This window comes from Klebsiella sp. PK01 (assembly GCF_057624675.1).
The window spans coordinates 181,756-203,063 of sequence record NZ_JBYEZM010000001.1 but is presented as its reverse complement, the minus strand read 5'-3'; the positions used below and the strand labels follow the sequence as shown (position 1 = coordinate 203,063).

20 protein-coding genes are annotated in these 21,308 nt (G+C 53.3%); 10 read left to right on the top strand and 10 right to left on the bottom strand.

Annotated elements, in window-relative coordinates; all coding sequences use genetic code 11:
* Genes AC22LX_RS00945 through AC22LX_RS00935 form a run of 3 tightly spaced genes read left to right on the top strand, consistent with a single transcriptional unit; the run spans nt 1 to nt 3,137 of the window.
* Nucleotides 1-1,086 (top strand): HlyD family secretion protein, encoded by a 1,086-nt coding sequence (locus AC22LX_RS00945; RefSeq protein ID WP_045393907.1) that lies wholly within the window; start codon nt 1-3, stop codon nt 1,084-1,086.
* A complete protein-coding gene (locus AC22LX_RS00940) occupies nt 1,083-2,462 on the top strand; it encodes an efflux transporter outer membrane subunit (RefSeq protein ID WP_487333671.1) in 1,380 nt (459 codons plus the stop codon). Before AC22LX_RS00945 ends, AC22LX_RS00940 begins: the two co-directional genes overlap by 4 nt.
* Nucleotides 2,463-3,137 (top strand): O-methyltransferase, encoded by a 675-nt coding sequence (locus AC22LX_RS00935; RefSeq protein WP_074167375.1) that lies wholly within the window; start codon nt 2,463-2,465, stop codon nt 3,135-3,137.
* 47 nt (nt 3,138-3,184) lie between these two features.
* On the opposite strand, the gene hrpA is transcribed toward AC22LX_RS00935, so the two are convergent.
* Complete coding sequence (gene hrpA / locus AC22LX_RS00930) at nt 3,185-7,087, bottom strand: ATP-dependent RNA helicase HrpA (protein WP_487333670.1); 3,903 nt, start codon at nt 7,085-7,087, stop codon at nt 3,185-3,187.
* 202 nt (nt 7,088-7,289) lie between these two features.
* Here hrpA and azoR point away from each other — a divergent pair, with 202 nt between their 5' ends.
* The gene (azoR, locus tag AC22LX_RS00925) at nt 7,290-7,895 is read left to right on the top strand and encodes an FMN-dependent NADH-azoreductase (RefSeq protein ID WP_045393899.1); all 606 of its coding nucleotides are present in this window, start codon (nt 7,290-7,292) and stop codon (nt 7,893-7,895) included.
* 47 nt (nt 7,896-7,942) lie between these two features.
* Here azoR and AC22LX_RS00920 read toward each other — a convergent pair whose 3' ends face one another.
* From AC22LX_RS00920 to AC22LX_RS00895, 6 genes are read right to left on the bottom strand one after another with little or no spacing between them, the layout of a single operon-like run.
* On the bottom strand, nt 7,943-8,518 hold the full coding sequence (locus AC22LX_RS00920) for a TerD family protein (RefSeq protein ID WP_045393896.1): 576 nt from the start codon (nt 8,516-8,518) through the stop codon (nt 7,943-7,945).
* 59 nt (nt 8,519-8,577) lie between these two features.
* Nucleotides 8,578-9,156, bottom strand: coding sequence for a TerD family protein (locus tag AC22LX_RS00915; protein ID WP_045393893.1), 579 nt, complete (start codon nt 9,154-9,156; stop codon nt 8,578-8,580).
* A gap of 46 nt (nt 9,157-9,202) precedes the next feature.
* A complete protein-coding gene (locus AC22LX_RS00910) occupies nt 9,203-10,243 on the bottom strand; it encodes a TerC/Alx family metal homeostasis membrane protein (RefSeq protein ID WP_045393891.1) in 1,041 nt (346 codons plus the stop codon).
* Between the two features lie 22 nt (nt 10,244-10,265).
* Nucleotides 10,266-10,721 (bottom strand): tellurite resistance TerB family protein, encoded by a 456-nt coding sequence (locus tag AC22LX_RS00905; protein ID WP_045393888.1) that lies wholly within the window; start codon nt 10,719-10,721, stop codon nt 10,266-10,268.
* 21 nt (nt 10,722-10,742) lie between these two features.
* Nucleotides 10,743-11,882 (bottom strand): TerD family protein, encoded by a 1,140-nt coding sequence (locus tag AC22LX_RS00900; RefSeq protein WP_487333669.1) that lies wholly within the window; start codon nt 11,880-11,882, stop codon nt 10,743-10,745.
* Nucleotides 11,882-12,472 (bottom strand): TerD family protein, encoded by a 591-nt coding sequence (locus tag AC22LX_RS00895; protein WP_045393882.1) that lies wholly within the window; start codon nt 12,470-12,472, stop codon nt 11,882-11,884. Before AC22LX_RS00895 ends, AC22LX_RS00900 begins: the two co-directional genes overlap by 1 nt.
* 284 nt (nt 12,473-12,756) lie before the next feature.
* On the opposite strand from AC22LX_RS00895, the gene AC22LX_RS00890 reads away from it, so the two are divergent.
* From AC22LX_RS00890 to AC22LX_RS00865, 6 genes are read left to right on the top strand one after another with little or no spacing between them, the layout of a single operon-like run.
* Nucleotides 12,757-13,842: an ATP-grasp domain-containing protein gene (locus AC22LX_RS00890; protein WP_213292501.1), complete on the top strand. Its 1,086-nt coding sequence runs from the start codon at nt 12,757-12,759 to the stop codon at nt 13,840-13,842.
* Complete coding sequence (locus AC22LX_RS00885; protein ID WP_223683749.1) at nt 13,839-14,969, top strand: phosphoribosyltransferase domain-containing protein; 1,131 nt, start codon at nt 13,839-13,841, stop codon at nt 14,967-14,969. Before AC22LX_RS00890 ends, AC22LX_RS00885 begins: the two co-directional genes overlap by 4 nt.
* Entirely contained in the window at nt 14,962-15,735 is a 774-nt protein-coding gene (locus AC22LX_RS00880) for an HAD family hydrolase (protein WP_045393878.1), read from the top strand. The genes AC22LX_RS00885 and AC22LX_RS00880 overlap by 8 nt, the downstream gene beginning before the upstream one ends.
* Before the next feature lies 1 nt (nt 15,736).
* Nucleotides 15,737-16,810: a cysteine protease StiP family protein gene (locus AC22LX_RS00875; protein WP_049059293.1), complete on the top strand. Its 1,074-nt coding sequence runs from the start codon at nt 15,737-15,739 to the stop codon at nt 16,808-16,810.
* The gene (locus tag AC22LX_RS00870; protein WP_045393873.1) at nt 16,810-17,748 is read left to right on the top strand and encodes an HpcH/HpaI aldolase/citrate lyase family protein; all 939 of its coding nucleotides are present in this window, start codon (nt 16,810-16,812) and stop codon (nt 17,746-17,748) included. Before AC22LX_RS00875 ends, AC22LX_RS00870 begins: the two co-directional genes overlap by 1 nt.
* A 46-nt stretch (nt 17,749-17,794) precedes the next feature.
* Nucleotides 17,795-18,262: an HTH domain-containing protein gene (locus AC22LX_RS00865; protein WP_047050846.1), complete on the top strand. Its 468-nt coding sequence runs from the start codon at nt 17,795-17,797 to the stop codon at nt 18,260-18,262.
* Nucleotides 18,263-18,344: 82 nt separating this feature from the next.
* Here AC22LX_RS00865 and paaY read toward each other — a convergent pair whose 3' ends face one another.
* The 3 genes from paaY to paaK all read right to left on the bottom strand — a co-directional run bounded on the left by paaY (nt 18,345) and on the right by paaK (nt 21,292).
* Entirely contained in the window at nt 18,345-18,941 is a 597-nt protein-coding gene (paaY, locus tag AC22LX_RS00860; protein WP_045393870.1) for a phenylacetic acid degradation protein PaaY, read from the bottom strand.
* A 9-nt stretch (nt 18,942-18,950) separates the two neighbouring features.
* Nucleotides 18,951-19,877: a phenylacetic acid degradation operon negative regulatory protein PaaX gene (gene paaX, locus AC22LX_RS00855; protein WP_026612287.1), complete on the bottom strand. Its 927-nt coding sequence runs from the start codon at nt 19,875-19,877 to the stop codon at nt 18,951-18,953.
* Nucleotides 19,878-19,975: 98 nt separating this feature from the next.
* Nucleotides 19,976-21,292 carry a phenylacetate--CoA ligase PaaK gene (paaK, locus tag AC22LX_RS00850; RefSeq protein ID WP_004224503.1) on the bottom strand — a complete coding sequence of 439 codons (1,317 nt, stop codon included), beginning with the start codon at nt 21,290-21,292 and terminating at the stop codon, nt 19,976-19,978.
* Between the last annotated feature and the right edge of the window lie 16 nt (nt 21,293-21,308).

Here is a 21,308-nt window from a genome sequence, read left to right as displayed (position 1 = left end):
ATGAGTCAGCAGGACGCGGCCAGGCAACAGGCCAATACCCGAAACAACATCCGCGTGGTGTCTATTTTTACCGCCGCGGCGATCGGCATCGTCGGCGTATTGGTTATTCTTTACGCCTGGCAGTTGCCCCCTTTCACCCGGCATAGTCAGTTTACCGATAACGCTTATGTGCGCGGTCAGACGACGTTTATCAGCCCACAGGTTAACGGGTATATCACCGCGGTGAACGTCAAAGATTTTGATACCGTTCAGCCGGGACAGGTACTGTTCCAGATTGACGATCGCATCTATAAGCAGCGGGTACACCAGGCGCAGGCGACGTTGGCGATGAAACAGGCGGCGCTGAAAAACAACCAGCAGCAGCGGAAAAGCGCCGAAGCGACGATCGCCAAAAACGAGGCCGCCTTGCAAAACGCCCGCGCGCAGAATCAGAAAACCCAGGCCGATTTAAAACGCGTCCAGGAGCTTACCGCGGACGGGTCGTTATCCATTCGCGAACGCGATTCCGCGCGGGCCAGCGCGGCTCAAGGCGCTGCCGATATCGAACAGGCGAAAGCCACGCTGGAGATGTCGCGCCAGGATCTGCAGTCCACTATCGTCAATCGCGATTCGCTGGAGGCCGATGTAGCCAGCGCCAAAGCAGCGCTCGAGCTTGCCGAAATCGACCTGCAAAATACGCGGATTATCTCCCCGACGACCGGGCAACTGGGGCAAATCTCCGTACGCCTCGGCGCTTATGTCAGCGCCGGTACGCATTTGACCTCGCTGGTACCGCCTCAGCACTGGGTTATCGCCAACCTGAAAGAGACGCAGCTCGCCGAGGTGCGCGTCGGCCAGCCGGTTACCTTCTCGGTCGATGCGCTGAATAGCGAAACCTTCCACGGCAAGGTACAAAGTATTTCGCCAGCAACCGGCGTCGAATTCAGCGCGATCTCGCCGGATAACGCAACCGGCAACTTTGTCAAAATCGCCCAGCGAATTCCTGTCCGTATCGCGGTCGATGAGGGGCAGAAAAACAGCCATCGTCTGCGCCCGGGAATGTCGGTGCAGGTGACGATTGATACCCGCGCGGAGAATAAACAATGATCCGCCCGTTAACCCTTGCCGTGGCGCTGGCGCTGGTCGGTTGTCAGTCTGCCGATGTACCACGCGCGGAGCCCACGCTGGCGATCCCTGCCGCCTGGCGGGCCGATGTGGGTCCATCCAGCCCGGTAGAAGGCGTGTGGTGGCGTAATTTCCACGACAGCGCGCTTAATCAGTATGTCGATCGGGCGTTGCGCTACAACAGCGACGTCCTGATCGCCCGTGAGCGGGTTAACGAGTATCAGGCGCGTGCCTACGCTGCTAATAGCAGCTTATTCCCCTCGCTTGATGCCAGCCTGACCGGTACCCGCGCTCGCGCACAGTCCGCCGCGACCGGCCTGCCCATTCACAGCACGCTGTACAAAGGGGGCCTGACCGCCAGCTATGACGTCGATATATGGGGAGCCAACCGCAGCGCCGCCAGCGCCGCCGAGGCCAGCCTTGAAGCGCAGAAAGCCGCTGCCGCCGCGGCTAATCTGACCGTGGCGACATCGGTCGCCGTCGGCTACGTCACCTTGTTGTCATTAGACGAGCAGTTGCGGGTCACCCGCCAAACGCTGAAATCGCGAGAAGATGCGTGGAATCTGGCTAAACGGCAGTATGAAACCGGCTATACCTCGCGCCTGGAGCTCATGCAGGCGGATTCAGAGCTACGCTCCACGCGGGCGCAGATCCCGCCGTTGCAACATCAAATTGCCCAGCAGGAGAACGCCCTGAGCGTGCTGTTGGGCGACAATCCCGGTACGGTGAAACGCAATGAATTCGCGCAACTTACCCCACTACGGCTGCCCTCGCAGCTGCCATCATCGCTAATGAGCCGCCGTCCTGACATTGTACAGGCTCAACGACAGCTGGTGGCCGCCGATGCCACCCTTGCCTCGTCGCAAGCGCAGTTGCTGCCATCGATTAACCTGACCGCCACCGGCAGCCTGCAGGACCGGACGCTGCCGGAACTGCTCGATAATCCGCTGCGGCTCTGGAGCATCGGCGGCAGCATTCTGGCGCCGTTACTCAACCGCCAGGCGCTAAATGCGCAGGTTGATGTCTCGATGGCCCAGCGCAATCAGGCGCTGTACGGGTATGAGAAAACGGTACGCGGCGCGTTCAAAGAGGTGAACGATAGCCTGGATGCCATCAGCCGCTACGGCGAACAGTTAAGCGAGCTCCAGGAGCAGGAATCGGTCGCCGCAGAGACGTTGCGTATCGCGCAGAACCGCTATCGTAACGGCTACTCTTCCTATTTGGACGTGTTGGATGCGCAACGTACGTTGTTCTCCACTCAGTTGAGCGTGGTGCAGGTGAAAAATAACCTGCTGCTGGCGCAGATTGATTTGTACCGGGCGCTGGGAGGCGGCTGGTCTGACTCATCAGGGAGCTAAATGGGGAAGCGTCATATGCAACAACAGTGGTCGGCAGTAGACAATTATTTGATTGAGGCCTTAATCCCCGGCGATCCTGTGCTCGATCGGGTACTGGAAAACAACCATCGAGCCGGGCTGCCGGCACACGATGTCGCCGCCAATCAGGGGCAGTTTCTCGCCCTGCTGGTACGGCTTACCCAGGCTAAGCGGATACTGGAGATCGGTACTCTCGGCGGCTATAGCACCATCTGGATGGCGCGCGAACTTCCTGCCGACGGCCAACTACTCACGCTGGAGGCCGACGCGCATCATGCCCAGGTGGCGCGGGAGAATTTGCAGCTGGCGGGCGTTGACCAGCGGGTCACGCTGCGAGAGGGGCCGGCGCTACAGTCTCTGGAGGCGCTTGGCGAATGTCCCGCTTTCGACCTGATCTTCATCGATGCCGATAAGCCGAATAATCCCCATTATCTGCGCTGGGCGCTACGTTATTCCCGCCCAGGAACCTTAATTATTGGCGATAACGTGGTACGCGACGGTGAAGTGGTCAACCCACAGAGCGCCGACGAGCGCGTTCAGGGCGTGCGTCAATTCATTGAGATGATGGGCGCCGAGCCACGGTTGACGGCAACGGCGCTGCAGACCGTGGGCACTAAAGGCTGGGACGGCTTTACTCTGGCGTGGGTAAAGGCTTAAGCGACTAGCCCCGGTAAGCGCAGCGCCACCGGGGACAACCAGCCAGGCTACGGCGTAATTTGCTCCATCGCCTGCAATACGCGTTTGTCCGAGATCGGATACGGAGTACCCAACTGCTGAGCAAAGAAGCTGACGCGCAGCTCTTCGATCATCCAGCGGATCTCCTGTACGTCGTCATCATCACGGCGATTCGGCGGCAGCTTATTCAACCACTGCTGCCACGCCTGTTGCACGCTCTCGACTTTCAGCATCTGGGCGCGGTCACGGTGTGGATCGATTGCCAGCTTCTCAAGACGCTTTTCAATTGCCTGCAGATAACGCAGCGTATCGCCGAGACGGCGGAAACCGTTGCCGGTCACAAAGCCGCGATAAACCAGACCTGTCATCTGCGCTTTAATATCCGACAGCCCCAGGGCCATCGTCATATCTACCCGCCCTTTCAGACGCTTATTGATGTTAAATACCGCCGTCAGGATCTGCTCGACCTGCTTCGCGATATCGACCACCGTGTCGTTCAGTTCGGCGCGCACTTTATCGTGCAATTTACTAAAGCCCTCTTCAGTCCACACCGGACCGCCAGCTTCATCGATAAGCTTGTCAACGCCGCAGGAGATGCAGTCGTCAATCAAATCCAGCACCTTGCCATAAGGGTTGAAATAGAGTCCCAGCTTGGCTTTGTTTGGCAGTTTCTCGTGCAGATACTTAATCGGCGACGGAATATTGAGCAACAGTAAACGGCGTAAACCACGCCACATCGCCTGCTGCTGTTCCTGTGGATTATCAAACAGTTTGATGGCCACGCTGTCACGCTCGTCCACCAGCGCCGGCCAGGCTTTCACCTTATAATTACCGCGCTTCTGTTCGTAACTCTCCGCCAGGGTGCCGAAACTCCAGATATGCAGTCCGCTTTGTTCAATACCGTCGTCGGCCACCGCCGATAGCGTCTCCTGAACTTTACCTTTCAGCGCGTCCTTCAACGCCTGCAAAGAGCGCCCTTCCTGCAGTTTCTTATTTTTGTCATCCACCACCCGGAAAGTGATTTTCAGGTGATCGGGCACCTGATCCCACTGCCAGGACTCGCGGTCGATGGTCACGCCGGTCATTTTACGCAGTTCACGCTCCAGCGAATCCAGTAGCGGCAATGCCAGCGGCGTCGCGCGGCCTAAAAAAGCCTCCGCATAGTTTGGCGCCGGGACAAAATTCCGTCGTACCGGTTTCGGTAGAGATTTGATTAACGCAATGACCAGCTCGCGACGCAGGCCGGGGATCTGCCATTCAAACCCGGCTTCCTCCACCTGATTGAGCAGCGGCAAAGGGATATGCACCGTTACGCCATCGGCATCGGCACCGGGCTCAAACTGATAGCTGAGACGCAGTTTAAGATTGCCCTGATGCCAGAAGTTCGGGTAGTCCAGTTTACTGACCTGCTCCGCCCCCTCTTTAATCAGCATGCTCTTTTCAAAATTGAGCAAGTCTGGCGTTTCGCGGCTGGCCTGCTTCCACCACTTATCAAAGTGGCGAGCGGAGATGACATCGTGGCTAATGCGCTGGTCGTAAAACTCGAACATCGTCTCGTCATCCACCAGGATGTCGCGACGGCGCGACTTATGCTCCAGCTCTTCGATTTCAGCGCGCAGCTTCAGGTTATCGCGGAAGAAAGCATGCCGCGTCTGCCAGTCGCCCTCTACCAGCGCGTGGCGGATAAACAGCTCACGGCACAGCGCCGGGTCAATCTGGCTATAGTTCACCTTACGCGCGGCGACGATCGGCAGGCCATAAACGGTCACCTTTTCTGTCGCCATCACCGCACCCTGCGACCGCTCCCAGTGCGGTTCGCTATAGGAGCGTTTGATCAGATGCTGCGCCACCGGCTCAACCCACTCAGGCTCAATGCGGGCGGCAATACGCCCCCACAGGCGGCTGGTCTCGACCAGCTCCGCAACCATCGTCCACTTCGGCGGTTTCTTGAATAGACCGGAACCTGGGAAGATAGAGAACCGCGCATTACGGGCGCCGGTGTACTCCTGTTTATCGGAATCTTTCATCCCGATATGCGACAATAAACCGGTCAGCAGCGCGGTATGAATCTCCCGGTACTCCGCTGGCTCACTATTGATAGGCAGGCCGAGTTCTTTCACGACCTGGCGCAGTTGGGTGTAAATATCCTGCCATTCACGCACGCGTAAATAGTTGAGGAAATCCACCCGGCACTGGCGGCGGAACTGATTCGACGAGAGCGCCTTTTGCTGTTCGCCGAGATAGTTCCACAAATTAACAAACGCAAGGAAATCAGACTCTTTATCGTGGAAGCGACGATGCTTTTCATCGGACGCCTGCTGCTTGTCCATGGGGCGCTCGCGCGGATCCTGAATCGACAGCGCGGAAGTGATGATCATCGCTTCACGCACGCAGCCATGTTTCTGCGCTTCCAGCACCATCCGCGCCAGACGCGGATCCACCGGTAGCTGGCTGAGCTGGCGGCCCAGCGGGGTTAGCTTATAGGCCGTTGCCTGCTCATCGGTGGTGATGGCGCCGAGTTCTTCCAGCAGACGAACGCCATCCTGAATGTTGCGCTTATCCGGCGCTTCGACAAACGGAAACGCGGCGATATCGCCCAGCCCCAGGGCGGTCATTTGCAGAATGACCGAGGCCAGGTTGGTACGCAGAATTTCCGGGTCGGTAAATTCCGGCCGCGACAGGAAATCGTCTTCCGAATAAAGACGAATACAGATACCTTCCGATACGCGCCCGCAGCGACCTTTACGCTGATTAGCGGAGGCCTGTGATACCGGCTCGATAGGCAGGCGCTGCACTTTGGTGCGATAGCTATAGCGACTGATGCGCGCGGTACCCGGATCGATAACGTATTTAATTCCAGGTACCGTCAGCGACGTTTCGGCAACGTTGGTCGCCAGGACAATACGCCGCCCGCTATGCGACTGGAAAACCCGGTTTTGCTCGCTGTTAGATAAACGCGCATATAGCGGCAGCACTTCGGTATGACGCAAATTGAGCTTATTCAATGCATCAGCGGTATCGCGGATTTCCCGCTCGCCGCTCATAAAGATCAGGATATCGCCGGGGCCTTCGCGCCCCAGTTCATCGACGGCATCAAAAATCGCCTGCAGCTGATCGCGTTCGGTATCGTCTGCCTCTTCAACAATGGGACGATAACGCACTTCAACCGGATAAGTCCGCCCGGAGACTTCGATAATCGGCGCATGATTAAAATGGCGCGAAAATCGTTCCGGATCGATGGTGGCGGAAGTGATGATAATTTTCAGGTCCGGGCGCCGTGGCAACAGCTCTTTGAGATAGCCCAGCAGAAAATCAATGTTCAGGCTGCGCTCATGCGCTTCATCGATAATGATAGTGTCATACTGCATCAGCAGGCGATCCTGCTGGATTTCCGCCAGCAGGATACCGTCGGTCATCAGCTTAACCATGGTGTTTTCGCTGACGTGGTCGCTGAAGCGGACTTTATATCCGATACAACCGCCCGGCTCGCTCTGCAGCTCTTCAGCAATGCGGTTAGCGACGGTTCGCGCCGCCAGTCTACGCGGCTGGGTGTGCCCAATCAGGCCTTTCAGGCCGCGCCCCAGCTCCATGCAGATTTTAGGTAACTGAGTGGTTTTACCTGAACCGGTCTCACCGGCGACGATCACCACCTGGTGATCGCGCACCGCTTCGAGAATCTCTTGTTTTTTCTGGCTAACCGGCAGGTTTTCCGGATAGGTAATCGTCGGACGCGCGGCTTCTCGCAGCAGGACTTTCCCTGCTGCTTGTTCTATCTCCTGCGTCATCTCCTGCAGAATGGCCTGCTGAGCATCAGGATTTTTAACCTTCTTTACGCCATGCAGGCGACGGCTGTAGCGCGATTTATCGCGCAGCATCAGGTCATCAAGCCGTGCATAAAGCTGCGAGAAAGTAATTTTTTGTTGTTCTGTCATAGCGTTATCGGGCAGTGCTCTGCCGGAAAAATCTCTTATGAAATATTGCTGTAGATTACCACATCTGTTGAACTCATGCCTTGTTCAAAAAAACTGAACATAGGATTCGATATATTGCGCTATCTCTACGGCATGATTGTGAATACAGTGTCACCAGGCACCAGGGCATTGTCCCGTCAATCACATTAAAAAGGAAACACCCATGAGCAAAGTATTAGTTCTGAAGTCCAGTATTCTTGCAGGGTACTCACAATCTGGCCAGCTGTCCGACTATTTTGTTGAACAATGGCGCGAAAAACACCCGGGCGACGTGGTCACCGTGCGCGATCTGGCGGCAAATCCGATTCCGGTACTGGATGGTGAACTGGTTGGCGCGCTGCGTCCGAGCGATGCTCAGCTGACTGCGCGTCAACAGGAAGCGCTGGCGCTCTCCGATGAGCTGATTGCTGAACTGAAAGCTAACGATGTGATTGTTATCGCTGCGCCGATGTACAACTTCAACATCCCGACTCAGCTGAAAAACTATTTTGACCTGGTTGCCCGTGCAGGTGTCACCTTCCGTTACACCGAGAAAGGCCCTGAAGGTCTGGTTACCGGCAAACGTGCAGTGGTTCTGACCAGCCGCGGCGGTATCCATAAAGATACGCCAACCGATCTGGTCACGCCGTATCTCTCTACCTTCCTTGGCTTCATCGGTATCACCGACGTGAACTTCGTATTTGCAGAAGGCATCGCCTATGGTCCAGAAGTTGCGGCCAAAGCACAGTCCGATGCCAAAGCGGCAATCGACAGCGTGGTTGCAGCCTGATAAAACCAACCTCCCGCACCAGCGGGAGGTTTTATTCTTGCCAGGAATTAAACGCTAACGCCATGCGCGGAAGCTAACGCCGCCAGCCCACCCGCAAATCCCTGACCAACCGCTTTAAATTTCCATTCCGCACCGTGACGATAAAGCTCGCCAAAAATCATCGCCGTTTCCGTTGATGCATCTTCGGATAGATCAAAGCGCGCAATTTCCTGGCCATTATCGTGGTTATACACCCGCATATAGCTGTTCTGCACCATGCCAAAGTTTTGTTTCCGCGTTTCTGCGTCGTAGATGGTGACGGAGAAAACCAGCTTCTTGACCTCAGCGGCCACCCGGGAAAGCGTGATTTTGACCTGCTCATCATCGCCATCACCTTCACCGGTGCGGTTGTCGCCCTGATGTTCTACGCCGCCGCAAGGACTCTTCTTATTATTGAAGAAGATAAAATTCGCATCCGATAGCACCTTGCCATCTTCGCCAACCATAAAGACCGATGCATCGAGATCGAAATCTTGCCCATCCGTGACTCGCGCATCCCAACCCAATCCCACCATCGCAATATTCATCGACGGCGCTTCTTTAGTGAGTGATACGTTACCGCCTTTAACGAGGGAAACAGCCATTTTAAACCTCCTGTTATAAACTACTGTATGGCCCGACGGACGGTCGGGCTGCTCGGTTTTTAAGATGCATTAATGCCATACTGGGCGCAGACGCTGGATAATCCGCCAGCGTATCCCTGCCCAACGGCGCGGAATTTCCACTCGCCGTTATGGCGATAAAGTTCACCAAATAGCATTGCCGTCTCGCTGGAAGCGTCTTCCGTCAAATCGTAACGGGCCACTTCAAGTTGTGAATCGTTGTTGACCAGGCGAATAAAAGCGCCTGACACCTGACCAAAACTCTGACGACGCATTTGTGCATCGTGAATGGTAACCACGAAGACGATTTTGGCGACGTTGGCCGGGATCATATCCAGTTTGATGATTAGCGATTCATCATCGCCATCGCCTTCCCCGGTGCGGTTGTCGCCGGTGTGGGTGACCGAACCGTCTGCCGATTTTAAGTTGTTGTAGAAGATGAAATCGCTATCGCTGCGCACCTTTCCCGTCTCTGATAACAGGAAGGCAGATGCATCGAGGTCAAAATCCTGGCCGTCGGTAGTGCGGACATCCCACCCTAATCCAACCAGCACGTTTTTCATTGACGGATCGCTTTTGCTAAGAGAAACGTTACCGCCTTTTGACAGTGATACGCTCATATTAAATCCTTTTTAAAGTGAACATGAAGAAGGACAGCGCGAGGAATTAATGCTCCCCTGGCTGTTCCTCGTTTTTATCCTGAAAGACAAAACTGGCGACAATACCAACAATAAGCACCAGTAGAACGACATACAGACTGGCGGTCGCCGAAATACTATAGCCATGGTGCCAAAGATGATCGGTGGCGTTCAGACCAAGCTTAAAGGCAATAAAGAAAAGCAATACGATGACCGCTTTTTCAAGATGCACTAAATAATGTTTGAGTGCCTCCAATACAAAATAAAGCGTACGTAGGCCAAGGATGGCAAACATCATCGCGCTATAGACAATCAGCGGCTCCTGGCTTATTGCAATAATGGCCGGCACGGAATCAAAAGCAAACATCACATCAGAGAGTTCTACTACTGCCACGCATAGCATCAGCGGCGTTGCATATAACGCGACGCGCTTTCCGGTGCTGATAATGAGATCTTTATTTTCCGGCTTCGCCCGTTCACGCTCGACCTCTTTCGCGGTAAGTAAAAAAGCATGCCCCACTAATTTTGGCCAGATAGGGAATACACGTTTTACAAGACGGTAAGCGAGATGCTGCGAGTAATCTTCAATTTCATCGCTCTCCTCCCCGCTTTTTAACATCATGACGGCCGTCCAAAGCACAATTAAGGCAAAGACTATTTCAACATACGGGCCCAGCGCTAATAGTCCTGTGCCAATGGCGACAAAAATAGCGCGGAAAATAATCGCGCCGATCACTCCCCAGTAAAGGACACGGTGGCGATAGCGTTCCGGAATGCCAAACCAGGAGAAGATCGCCATCATCACGAAAAGATTATCGACCGAAAGCACTTTTTCTAAGGCGTAACCAGTAACAAATAAACTAGCCACTTCCGCGCCGTGGTGCACCAGTAGAAACCCGGCAAAAACCATCGCCACCGCAACCCAAAATAGTGACCATAACGCCGCGCTTTTCAGCGATATGACGCTATCGTTACGATGCATTACGAGGTCAATAACGATCGCCCCAATGGCGAGAATAATAAAAACGCTCACCGTTTCAACGGGAAAACCTAAATGAGTGGAGACCATGAAATACCTTTAAGTGCTGTGGTTAAAGACCAAACTCTTCAGCGTTAAAACCGAGCGCAGCGATTATTTCTCGGGTTGCCGCCTGTTCATCCGGGTCGAAATTACCATCGCTTTTACCCACCGCAATTCCTACCCGTACAGCCAATTGCGCAGCTTCTGGCTGATCCTTTAAGGCCAGAATATATTTCATGGTTTCACCTTTGCCGATTTCCATATCGAAATCGAAGCTGGATACCAATTTATTAAAAAAGTCGATTACTTCGTTGGTATCAAAAACTTTCATTTCTTCCGACGAGCGCAGAAAACCCATCATTTTCTGTTTTTCTTCGGCGCTAACACCATCACTGGAAACGGCAATACGAGCACATACCGCAACAGTTCCTTGCATGAATTTCTTATTTTTAAATCGCCCAACCTGTTTGACCAGTTCTACGCGGCTGGCGCTCAATGTCGATTTTACTTTATTGAATAATCCCATCGTTCCCTCACTTGGTTTTCTTTATTTTGAACCGGCTCGCCAGCGGAATCCCCAGCCGAATGCGCGATCCATCTCTTTATGGCCGGTGAAATATTGATTGATACGCTCTACTTTTATGGCGCCGTTATCATTGACTAAGCGAGCAATAGCGCACATTGTTCGACGATTATTGCCTTCGGTCAGTCGGGTTTCGATTGGCGGCTGCCCGGGAACATGTAGCGTGACGACACCATCTGTTTTATCCCAACTGGCGACCCCCTCATAAATAAAGGCATAGATTAATATCTGGTTAATTTTTTGCCATTCGCTACCATTTATCCAGATCCATTCTCCATCGTTAACCGTCCCCGTGCGATCGTCACCCTGAAGCTGAATAAAAGGCGGTTGTTGATATCGCCCAAATGCATTACCCAGTGCTTGTACTACGCTTAAATCGCCATTTTTTAATTCGACAAAAGCGCCCAGATCCAGATCAACGCTGCTGGCGCCTGCCCCTAATAATGAACCAAATAAACCTGTAGCCGAGCTTTGGCGATGCCAATTCAGATTTACGCGTATCTCGCCATAATCGTCACGTTTAGCGAGGCTGATTGCCGGTTTCTCTTTAGTCAAAGTGACCTTACTGAGGTTCACTTTCACGGGTTCATCTGCAGGGGGCAAGGCTTCATCGGCAATATCAACGCCATAGTATTCAGCGAGCGGTTTTAGGCCGCCAGTAAATCCCTGTGCGACAAAGCGAAACTTCCACTCGCCATTACGCCGATAAAGTTCGCCCAGTATCAGCGCTGCTTCATTTCGACCGTGAACATCGACCTGACACTCAATCAGCGTAGTACCGTTATGCTCCACCGCGATCGTCAAATGGCCTAATTCACCGATAGTCCTGTTATTATCGCAGGTTGCGGTAAAGGCCACTTTCTGGACATCCGCCTGCAGCAGCCCTAATGCTACCTGAAATACAGTAGCGGTATTATTAGTACTCAGCTCAATGGTATTATCATCATTTCGCGGCTGGCCGTAAAAACACATATCCGCATCGCCTCTTACCTTATTATTGGCATAGAGACGAAATGACGACACATCAATACTACTGCCCGCGCTTATTTTGATACTAAGGTTAGCAACAGGAACCGCGCTATTTCCTCCGGGTAATAGTTTCATTAGCGCACCACAATGCGTAATACGTCACTTTTCATATCGTCGATGGTGCGCCCCTGAGCTGCTTGACCATGGGCGGTAAAATCCCAACTGCCGTTCTGGCGGCTTAATGAAGCAATAATAATGCCGGTATGAGAACCTTGCTCGGTTAGCTGATAGCGGGCCAATTCCTGATTATTTTGATCGAGCACGCGGCAATGGGCATTCTCAACTTCGTTAAACGTTTGGCCGCGAAAACTATTGACGGTAAAGGCCAGATATTCCACGTTAGCGGAAAGTTTCTCCAGATTAACGCGAATGACTTCATCATCACCGTCACCTTCTCCCGTTAAGTTATCGCCGCTATGCACGACAGCGCCACAGCGAGATTTCAGCTGGCCAAACCAAATGGTATCCAGCACGTTGCCATTCTTATTCAATAGAATGCAGCTTGCATCAAGGTCGATAGAACCTGCGCCACCGGAGAACAACCCGCCGAATAGCCCTTTTTTCTTTGCCCGCAGAGGATCCCAGCCCAGACCAAAAGTCAGCTGCGATAATGCCGGAGATACTTTGCTTAATGATATTGTCTGATTTTTAGTAAGTGAGACCATTTATTCTTCCCTATTAAATACATTTAGCAAATCAATATGCGTTAAAGACTCAAAAAAATCATATCATGATAAAGAACTGACACAAGGCAATTTAGAAAATTAAGAAAAAGAAAAACTCGCCGATGATCAATTATTTTAAAAATCATTACGGAGATATGAACACATTCATTTCATAAATAATCATTCCGAAAACAAAAAAAGCGCCTCATATTATGATTGACATGCCAACATAGCGCTTTTAGACTCCAGTTAAATTTAACGCTGGACGCGTGGAAATAATATCAATGGAAAGAAAAATATGGATTATGGAGGGACTATCCTCCCAACGCGATATCATTTTCGGCATTAATGGTTTCACAATCAATAATAACGAACATCCTATAACCACCTACGCCTCACACAGTCAACCCCGACATGAAATATTATCAACGGCACATTTTTCATTAAGTGAACCCACCGAAATCAATTCACGGATGCCATTTATTTCATCAATAGTAAAAGAGTATGGCATTGCCGCAATTCAGGTTGGCAAAGCGTGCCGCTGGTACGAACAGCACCGACGGCAGATTGAAGCGCTGGGCGTGACTCTCACCACGGGCGCCTGCCAGGTGTCCACATTTGAAATTGCCGATGACAAAGTTAACTTTGCGAAAGCCATGCAAGCATGTGGGCTTCCCGTGGTGCCATCCATACGAGTCAATGATGCCAACACGCTGGAATATCTACTCAAAGCTTCGCCTTTCCCCGGCAGCCGCCTATGTGTGAAACCCGTTACCGGCATTTATGGCGCGGGGTTTTGGCTATTTGATGAGCACGCGCTTTCTACAGGTATTATTAATCATCCGGAACAGCGACGTATCCGCCCGGAACAATATATTGAAGCCGTTAAGACCAGTGAGACGTTTACTCCACTGGTACTCATGCCCTGGCTTCCAGGTCCAGAATACTCTGTCGACATGCTGCTTAGTCATGGCAAAGTACTGACAGCCATTGGCAGGCGAAAAGAAGGTGCATTGCAGTATCTGGAAAATAAAGGAGCGGCGATCGAACTTGCCTGCGCCTGCGCCGAATCACTGCATGCTGATGGTATGGTAAACGTGCAGACTCGTCACAATACAGAGGGCAAACCGCTTTTACTGGAGATTAATCTACGCCCCTCCGGTGGTATTGGGTATACCCGCCACAGCGGCGTGAATTTGCCCGGGTTGTTCGCCGCGCAGCGGCTGGGTTTACTGACGGCGGATGACATTGTGCAGCGCGTAGCGCATCAATTCACCCCTGCAACCATCAGAGTCATGACAGAGAGCTGTCAATATCCTCAGCAACTCAATAATGCGCTTGCGCCTTCGCATAATGCGGAGGTGAAATGATGAAAAACGAAAACTGCTACCTCCGTCAGCTCTCAAGTGGCGAATTACGCGTGTTTCACCACGGCGAGGAAAACGAACTTCATGCGCTGTTCGACATCGCTGAACGGCGCAACCCTAAAAGGGCGTTTCTCTTTGTCAGCCATGTTTTAGGTCGGCATATTCCTGTTTCGCCCGCAACCATGCGCGCAGTTTACCAGCGGCTTGCCGTAAGTTTCCCCGCCGACCTCGCCGGTCCGGTGTTGTTCGTCGGGATGGCTGAGACTGCCGTTGGTCTCGGCGCTGGCGTGTTTGACGAACTCCGCAAACGCGTTGACCGGGCAATCTATCTCACCTCTACGCGTCATCCGCAAGAGGCGGAACTACTGTGCGAATTTAAAGAAGCGCACAGCCATGCCACGGACCATTTGATTTATCTCCCCCACGATCGAGAGATGCGCCGACGGGTGCTGGAAGCTAAAACTCTGGTGCTCATCGACGATGAAGCCACGACCGGCAATACCTTCATCAATCTCGTGTCCGCGTTACACCCGCACCTGACACATTTGCAAAGTGCTGTCTCCGTGACGCTTACCGACTGGAGCGGCGATGCCTTCGCCAGGCGTTGTAACCTGCCGGTGAGCCAGATCGCGTTAGTTAAAGGACGTTGGGAATGGCATCCGCTGTCCAACGCTACGCCTCCCGACATGCCTGCCGTCAATATCACCTCGCGTGGGGAGTATGCTCTTTCCCGGCGCCAGACGTGGGGGCGTCTGGGAATGATACGTCCCGCGGCAGACCTTGGCATCGAGATCAACGCAACCACAGGAGAGACTATCCTGGTATTGGGCAGCGGTGAGTTTGTCTGGGAACCATTTTTGCTGGCCGAACGCCTTGAGCAACAAGGCGCCACTGTTAAGTTCAGCGCGACCAGTCGCTCGCCGATTGCGCCTGGCATGGCGATCCAATCGCTGTTGTCATTTAACGATAATTACGGGCTGGGCATCCCAAACTTTGTCTACAACGTCGCCCACCAGCGTTTCGATCGCATTATTTTATGTATAGAGACCCCTACGAAAAGCGTTGATCCCCACCTGGCCCACGCGCTGGAGTCGCTTTGTTCGCGACTGGAGATTTTATCTTATGAATAAGCCAGTAGTATTTTCCGATCTCGACGATACGCTATTTCAGACCAGACGAAAAATGGTCAATGAACTTTCTGCGGCCCCCTTTCGTTGCGCCGCGCTGGACAGGGAAATGCGTCCGCGCAGCTATATGAACGAAGCTCAGGCCATGTTCGTCGATTGGTTGCTTGAACACGCCGAACTGATCCCCGTCACCGCCAGAGGGAGCGAAGAGTTGACGCGGGTGCAAATCCCATTTCGCTCATGGGCTATAACCACCCACGGCGCAGTCATCATGACGCCTGAAGGGCTACCGGATACCGAGTGGCAACATCATATGGTGGCTATCCTGGCGCCCTATGCTGACAGACTTAAAGCCATGCAACACGACATAACTACCCAGATGGCTATTCAAGGTATCGACGGCTGGGCGCGCATCAACGAAGAGTATGACGACGTGCCCGTTTACCTGGTGATGAAACATCGCGACAGCACCAGAATCGCCGAGCTCTACGCCTTTGCCGACTGGCTGACGCAGCGTTTCACGCTGCAGGGGTTTTATCTTCACCGCAACGGCAATAACGTTGCCTGGATACCGGAGCCTGTCGATAAAGGGCTGGCCGTCGGTTGGCTAATAAATAAATTGCAGGCCCAGCGCGGTACGTTCCCGGTGCTCGGGTTTGGCGACAGTCTTAGCGACCATCGCTTTTTGCAACTTTGCCATTGGTTTGCCGTCCCCCAGCAGAGCCAGTTTGCCACAGCTATCAATCACCACATTTTCGCAGGTTCTTAATATGCACAAGCTCCATCACTTTTCCGGCGCTTTTGCGCAAAATGACGTCCGCTTTTTGCTCAATCCTGTGAATATCGCCATGACGTCGGTTGATGAAAAAGAGGCTTTGATTCAATCGGGTAAAGCGCATTATTCCGACTTGCTAAGCCAGGAGCCCGCGCCAAGTCAGTGGCATCTTAATCTTTTTGCCAAAGCCCTACAGCGCGAAACGCCACGTATGGCTAACGAAGTGCAGCAGCTCAGTCACACGCTCATCGCGCAGTTCAACAATACGCCTATCATCCTGGTGAGTTTGGTGCGTGCGGGTGTCCCGCTGGGGGTGATGCTACAGCGGGCGCTGCGCGACGCGGGTAAAACGTCCTTCCACTACGGTATCAGCATTATTCGCGATCGCGGTATTGATAGCGCCGCACTTGAATGGATTGAAAATCGTCACGGTACGCAAGGTATCGTATTTGTCGACGGATGGACCGGTAAAGGCGCCATTCGCTCACAGCTGCAGCGTTCGCTTCACGGCCGAAAAGGCTACCCTCCCGAACCAAAGCTGGTGGTGTTAGCCGACCCCTGCGGCTGCGCATGGTTGTCCGCGTCTGACGATGACTGGTTAATCCCCTTCGGTATCATGGGAGCGCCGGTATCGGGTCTGATTTCTCGCTCACTATGGTCACCGGTCGGCTTTCACGGTTGTGTGCAATGCGATCATTTAGCTGATTTTGAATGCGGCCAACTACTAGTTGATACCGTTGATAATTATCGACAGACGCTAGTTTCTGCCGCGCAGATTAAACCCGATTTAGCGCAGAAAGCCAAACTTCGACGCAAAAGCGAAGCGGTAGTGCTTCATCTCGCTGAACGATATGCCGTCGACAATCTTAACCGCATCAAACCAGGCATCGCAGAAGCAACGCGCGCGGTGCTTCGCAGGGTACCCGATCATGTTCTGGTGCGCGCCATTAACGATCCGGATGTTGCGCTACTGATGGCGTTAGCCCGCGATAAAGGTATTCATATAAGCGAAGTTGGCGATGAAATTGGCCAATACCGCGCCGTCACTATTATTAAGAAGGTATTTTAATGAAAACACGTCTCTCGGCATGGAATCTGGGAGCGACCCTATACATGCCCGCCACTCGCCACGATATTGCCTCCACTATTATTGACGGCAAAATTAAAGGGCTACGCTCATTAGTGATCTGTCTTGAAGATTCGGTTAACGAAAGCGATATCAAACATGCTCTGGTAAACCTCAAAAACCTCTGTATACAGCTAGCCCGTGCCAAAACAACGCAAGAGCATCATTACTGGCCGCTGGTATTTATTCGCCCACGACATCTAACCATGGCGAAACTGCTAATTAAGAACTTTGATTTAACGGCCATTGACGGTCTGGTCATTCCCAAATTTACGCATCATTCATTGGCTGGCTGGTGGCGCGCGATCGGCAGCACGCCTTTGAGCATAATGCCAACGCTGGAAACCGAAGAGGTGTTTGATTGCGAGAAAATGCGCCAGCTTGCCGGAGAGCTCAGCGCCCATCCATGTCGGGCCAGGATAATTGCCTTGCGTATCGGTGGTAACGATCTCATGAATGTTATCTCGCTTCGTCGTTCGCGTAATCTGACGCTGTATGACGGGCCAATGGGATACGTTATCAAAATGCTGGTATCCGTTTTCTCTCCCTATCATTTTGCCCTGACAGCACCGGTCTGCGAACATATCGACAGCCAGGAGATCATGGAGCGGGAATTGCAACTGGATATGGCCCACGGCCTGGTCGGAAAAACAGCCATCCATCCCAATCAGTTACTGACTATTGAGCGTGCGCTAATGGTCACGCCCGGCGAACACGCTGATGCGCTACGGATCCTTAACTCCAGCCAGGCAGTGTTTAAATCTCAGGGAACAATGTGCGAACCGGCCACCCATCGCAACTGGGCAGCGGCAATTCTGGCCAGAGCAGCCTATTACGGCATTGTTAATGATTTCGCCCCTGATGCTTTAGCCCAAGGTTAGATAAATTAATCAACATACCCACTATGGATAATGCGATGGTCTCAGGATGAGATTAAATAGTAAACAAGAGCGCATTTTTAAACTGGCGCTTATTCTCGGCAACGGGCAACCGGTATCCTCAGCGGAACTGCTGGAAAAGCTGGATTGTTCGGATCCAACGTTATCAAGAACGTTGAAAACGTTGCGGGACACCTATGAGGCGGAAATAAAATATAGTAAAGCCGCCCATACCTATCAACTTGTCGCCAGTGGCTCCTTGACTAAGGATATGATGGAGCGAATGGCAGAAGCGCTCCGTGTCAATAGCGGCCTGAAAATGCCGATGCCATCAGGTAAAGTGGTATTGAATAAGGATCAAAAAAAGGCTATTTCGCTGTCGGTTAAACGCTCAGTGCTACGTAAACTGGACCGCCTGGCCTGCCTGGCGATGCTTACCCGTAGCGGCGCTGTAGAGATGCTGGCGCAGAAGTTTATTGATGAATTAATTGATTCCTTTTACAAGCAGAAGCGCTGATTATGACGTTCGCCGCCCCGTGTCCGGGCGGCAACAAACCTGTACCGGAGCGGTCACGCTATAATAAAAACAATAGTCACATTCAGCTCGCCGATTTTGGCCGCAGGTTTTCATCAAATTCCAGACGCTTACGCCCGGCCTCCATCTCTTTTAATGGCTCCACCTGATGCAGCGACTGCTTACAGCGTTCCACCAGCACCTGGTATTCACGGGTACCGTGTTTTTTCCACTCCAGTTCCTGCTCGCTCAGCGTACGAATCGCTTTCGCCGGACTGCCGATAATTAAATGATTGGCGGGCATTTCCGCTTTCGCTTTTACGAAGGCCGATGCGCCGACAATACTGTTTTCGCCAATTACCGCCCCGTCGATAATTACCGCGCTCATCCCCACCAGCGCGTTGCGACCAATCACGCAGCCGTGCAGAATTGCGCCGTGGCCGATGTGACCGTCCTCTTCCACCACGGTATCCTGGCCGGGGAAGCCGTGCATGACGCAATTATCCTGAATATTGGCTCCGTCTTTTACTACAATACGGCCAAAATCGCCGCGCAGGCTGGCATTTGGCCCAACATAGACCCCTTTTCCCAGGATCACATCGCCAATCAGCACCGCCGTCGGATGAACATAGCTCTCGTCCGGCACCACTGGCGTCAGCCCATCAATCTGATAAATCGGCATGCAACCTCCTTAGACGCCCGGCAAACCGCCAAAGCGTTGAAAATAAAGCGGCCCCGGCGCGGGAAGCTCGCCAACCGAGCTTTCGCCTTTTTCGCCGACAAAGGCCAGCGCGCCGGGCGTCACGCGTTGATAAATATTGATACACAGCTGCCGCGCGGTTTGCCCGGCCCAGTGCGCAGGCAGGAGCTCTTCCGGCAGCAGCGGGTCTTTTAATACCACCCGGCGATAGAAATGGATAAGCAGCAGTTGGATCTGGAAACAGCGCTCCGGCGTCAGCTCTGACGGTTCGCTGTCGCGCAGCAGCGGCAGTAACGGTCGGAACAATGCGATAAACGCCTCGTACATCTCATTTTGTTCGGTGAGATGCCAGCACTCTTCTACGCGGTCGCGCAGCGCCGCCCTTGAGAGCGCCAGCGGCGAATGGGCTTCAAAACAGATGACGTTTTCAGCGACGCCCGCTTCATGTAGCAGCGATTGGACATCGGCCAGCTTTTGCGACGGCGAGGCCAGCAGGCTCGGCGCCAGCGCGCCAAATCCCTGCCATAGCAGTTGCTTTTTGACTTCCGCCAGAACCGTTTTTTCTAATCCTTCCGACAGTAGCAGCAGCCAGGTTCCGTCCCATTCGGGAGCGTTCGCCCGATAAATTTTATGTTCCGCGCGCCGGGTCAGACGTAGTCCTTTATCGCTCAGGCGATAAAAGCTGCGCCGGCCGATACGGACGACGTCGAGCCACTCTTCTTTATTGAGACGAAATAGCGCGGTGCGTACAAAGCGCTCGCCGAAACCTAATCCTTCCAGCAGCGCCGCGACGCTACCCAACCACACTTCCCCACCGCGTTGTAATAAGGCGTCGCCATACAGAGAGGCAATTAATGACGTGCCGCTAATCGGCATCGCCGTTACAGCTTGTTGAATAAAGGCGTCGAGTTTACTCATCTGATTCATTCTGTTGTTATATTTTTCCTTTATGAATCATAGCACAGGAAATTCCCGGCTTACGGCGTAAAGGCCTCAGCCGGGTTACCGGGAGAGACTTAACCGCTAACCACCGCTTTACGCAGATCGAATACCCGGCAAGCTTTTCCTTCAGAGCGAGGAATGCTGCCACAGTTGACGATAGTAATATCGGTAGAAATCCCGACCATTGACTTAATACGGTGACGCAACTGATGGCAAATCTGGCAGCGTTGTTCATGACTCAGCGCCAGCCCACTCTCTTTCAGCTCAACGCGTACCGCCAGCGAATCAAGATGACCGCGGCGATTCACCTCTAACTGATAGTGCGGCGCCAGGTGTTCAAACTTGAGGATCTCCTCTTCCAGCTGCGAGGGGAAGACGTTAACTCCGCGGATAATCAACATATCGTCGCTGCGTCCACTGATGCGATCCATGCGGCGCATGGTCCGCGCGGTTCCCGGCAGCAGACGCGTCAGGTCGCGGGTACGATAGCGGATCACCGGCAGCGCTTCTTTGGTCAAGGTGGTAAACAGCAGTTCGCCATGCTCGCCATCTTCCAGCGGCGTACCGTCGTCCGGGTTGACGATTTCCGGGAAGAAGTGGTCTTCCCAGATGGTCGGGCCGTCAACGGTTTCCAGACACTCCATCGCTACGCCCGGACCCATGACTTCCGACAAACCGTAAATATCCAGCGCGGTGATCCCCAGGCGGCGCTCGATTTCCGCGCGCATCGCCAGCGTCCACGGCTCGGCGCCAAACACGCCGACCCGCAATGAACAACCGCGGGCATCGCCGCCCATCTGGCGTTCCAGCTCTTCAATCAGATTCAGGCAGTAGGACGGCGTCACCATGATCATATCCGGCTGAAAATCGCGGATTAACTGCGCCTGTTTCTCGGTCTGACCGCCGGACATCGGGATCACCGTCGCGCCTAAACGTTCCGCGCCGTAGTGCGCGCCAAGGCCGCCGGTAAACAGGCCGTAGCCGTAGGCGACGTGAATTTTGTCTTTCGCTGAACCACCGGCCGCACGCAGCGAACGGGCGACAATATTGGCCCAGTTATCAATATCGTTTTGCGTATAACCCACCACCGTCGGTTTGCCGGTGGTGCCGGATGAGGCGTGAATGCGCACCACCTGCTCCATCGGCACCGCGAAGGTATCGAACGGATAGTTGTCGCGCAGATCTTGTTTGGTAGTACAGGGGAATTTTTTCAGATCGTTTAATTCCCGGAAGTCGTCAGGGTGCACGCCTGCTGCGTCGAATTTGCGGCGATACATCGGCACATTTTCATACGCATGCTTCAGCGTCCATTTCAGGCGCTGGGTTTGCAGGGCCTGCAGTTCGTCACGCGATGCGGTTTCAATCGGATCTAATTTTGTAGTAGTTATCATTGTAGGGTACTCGCAG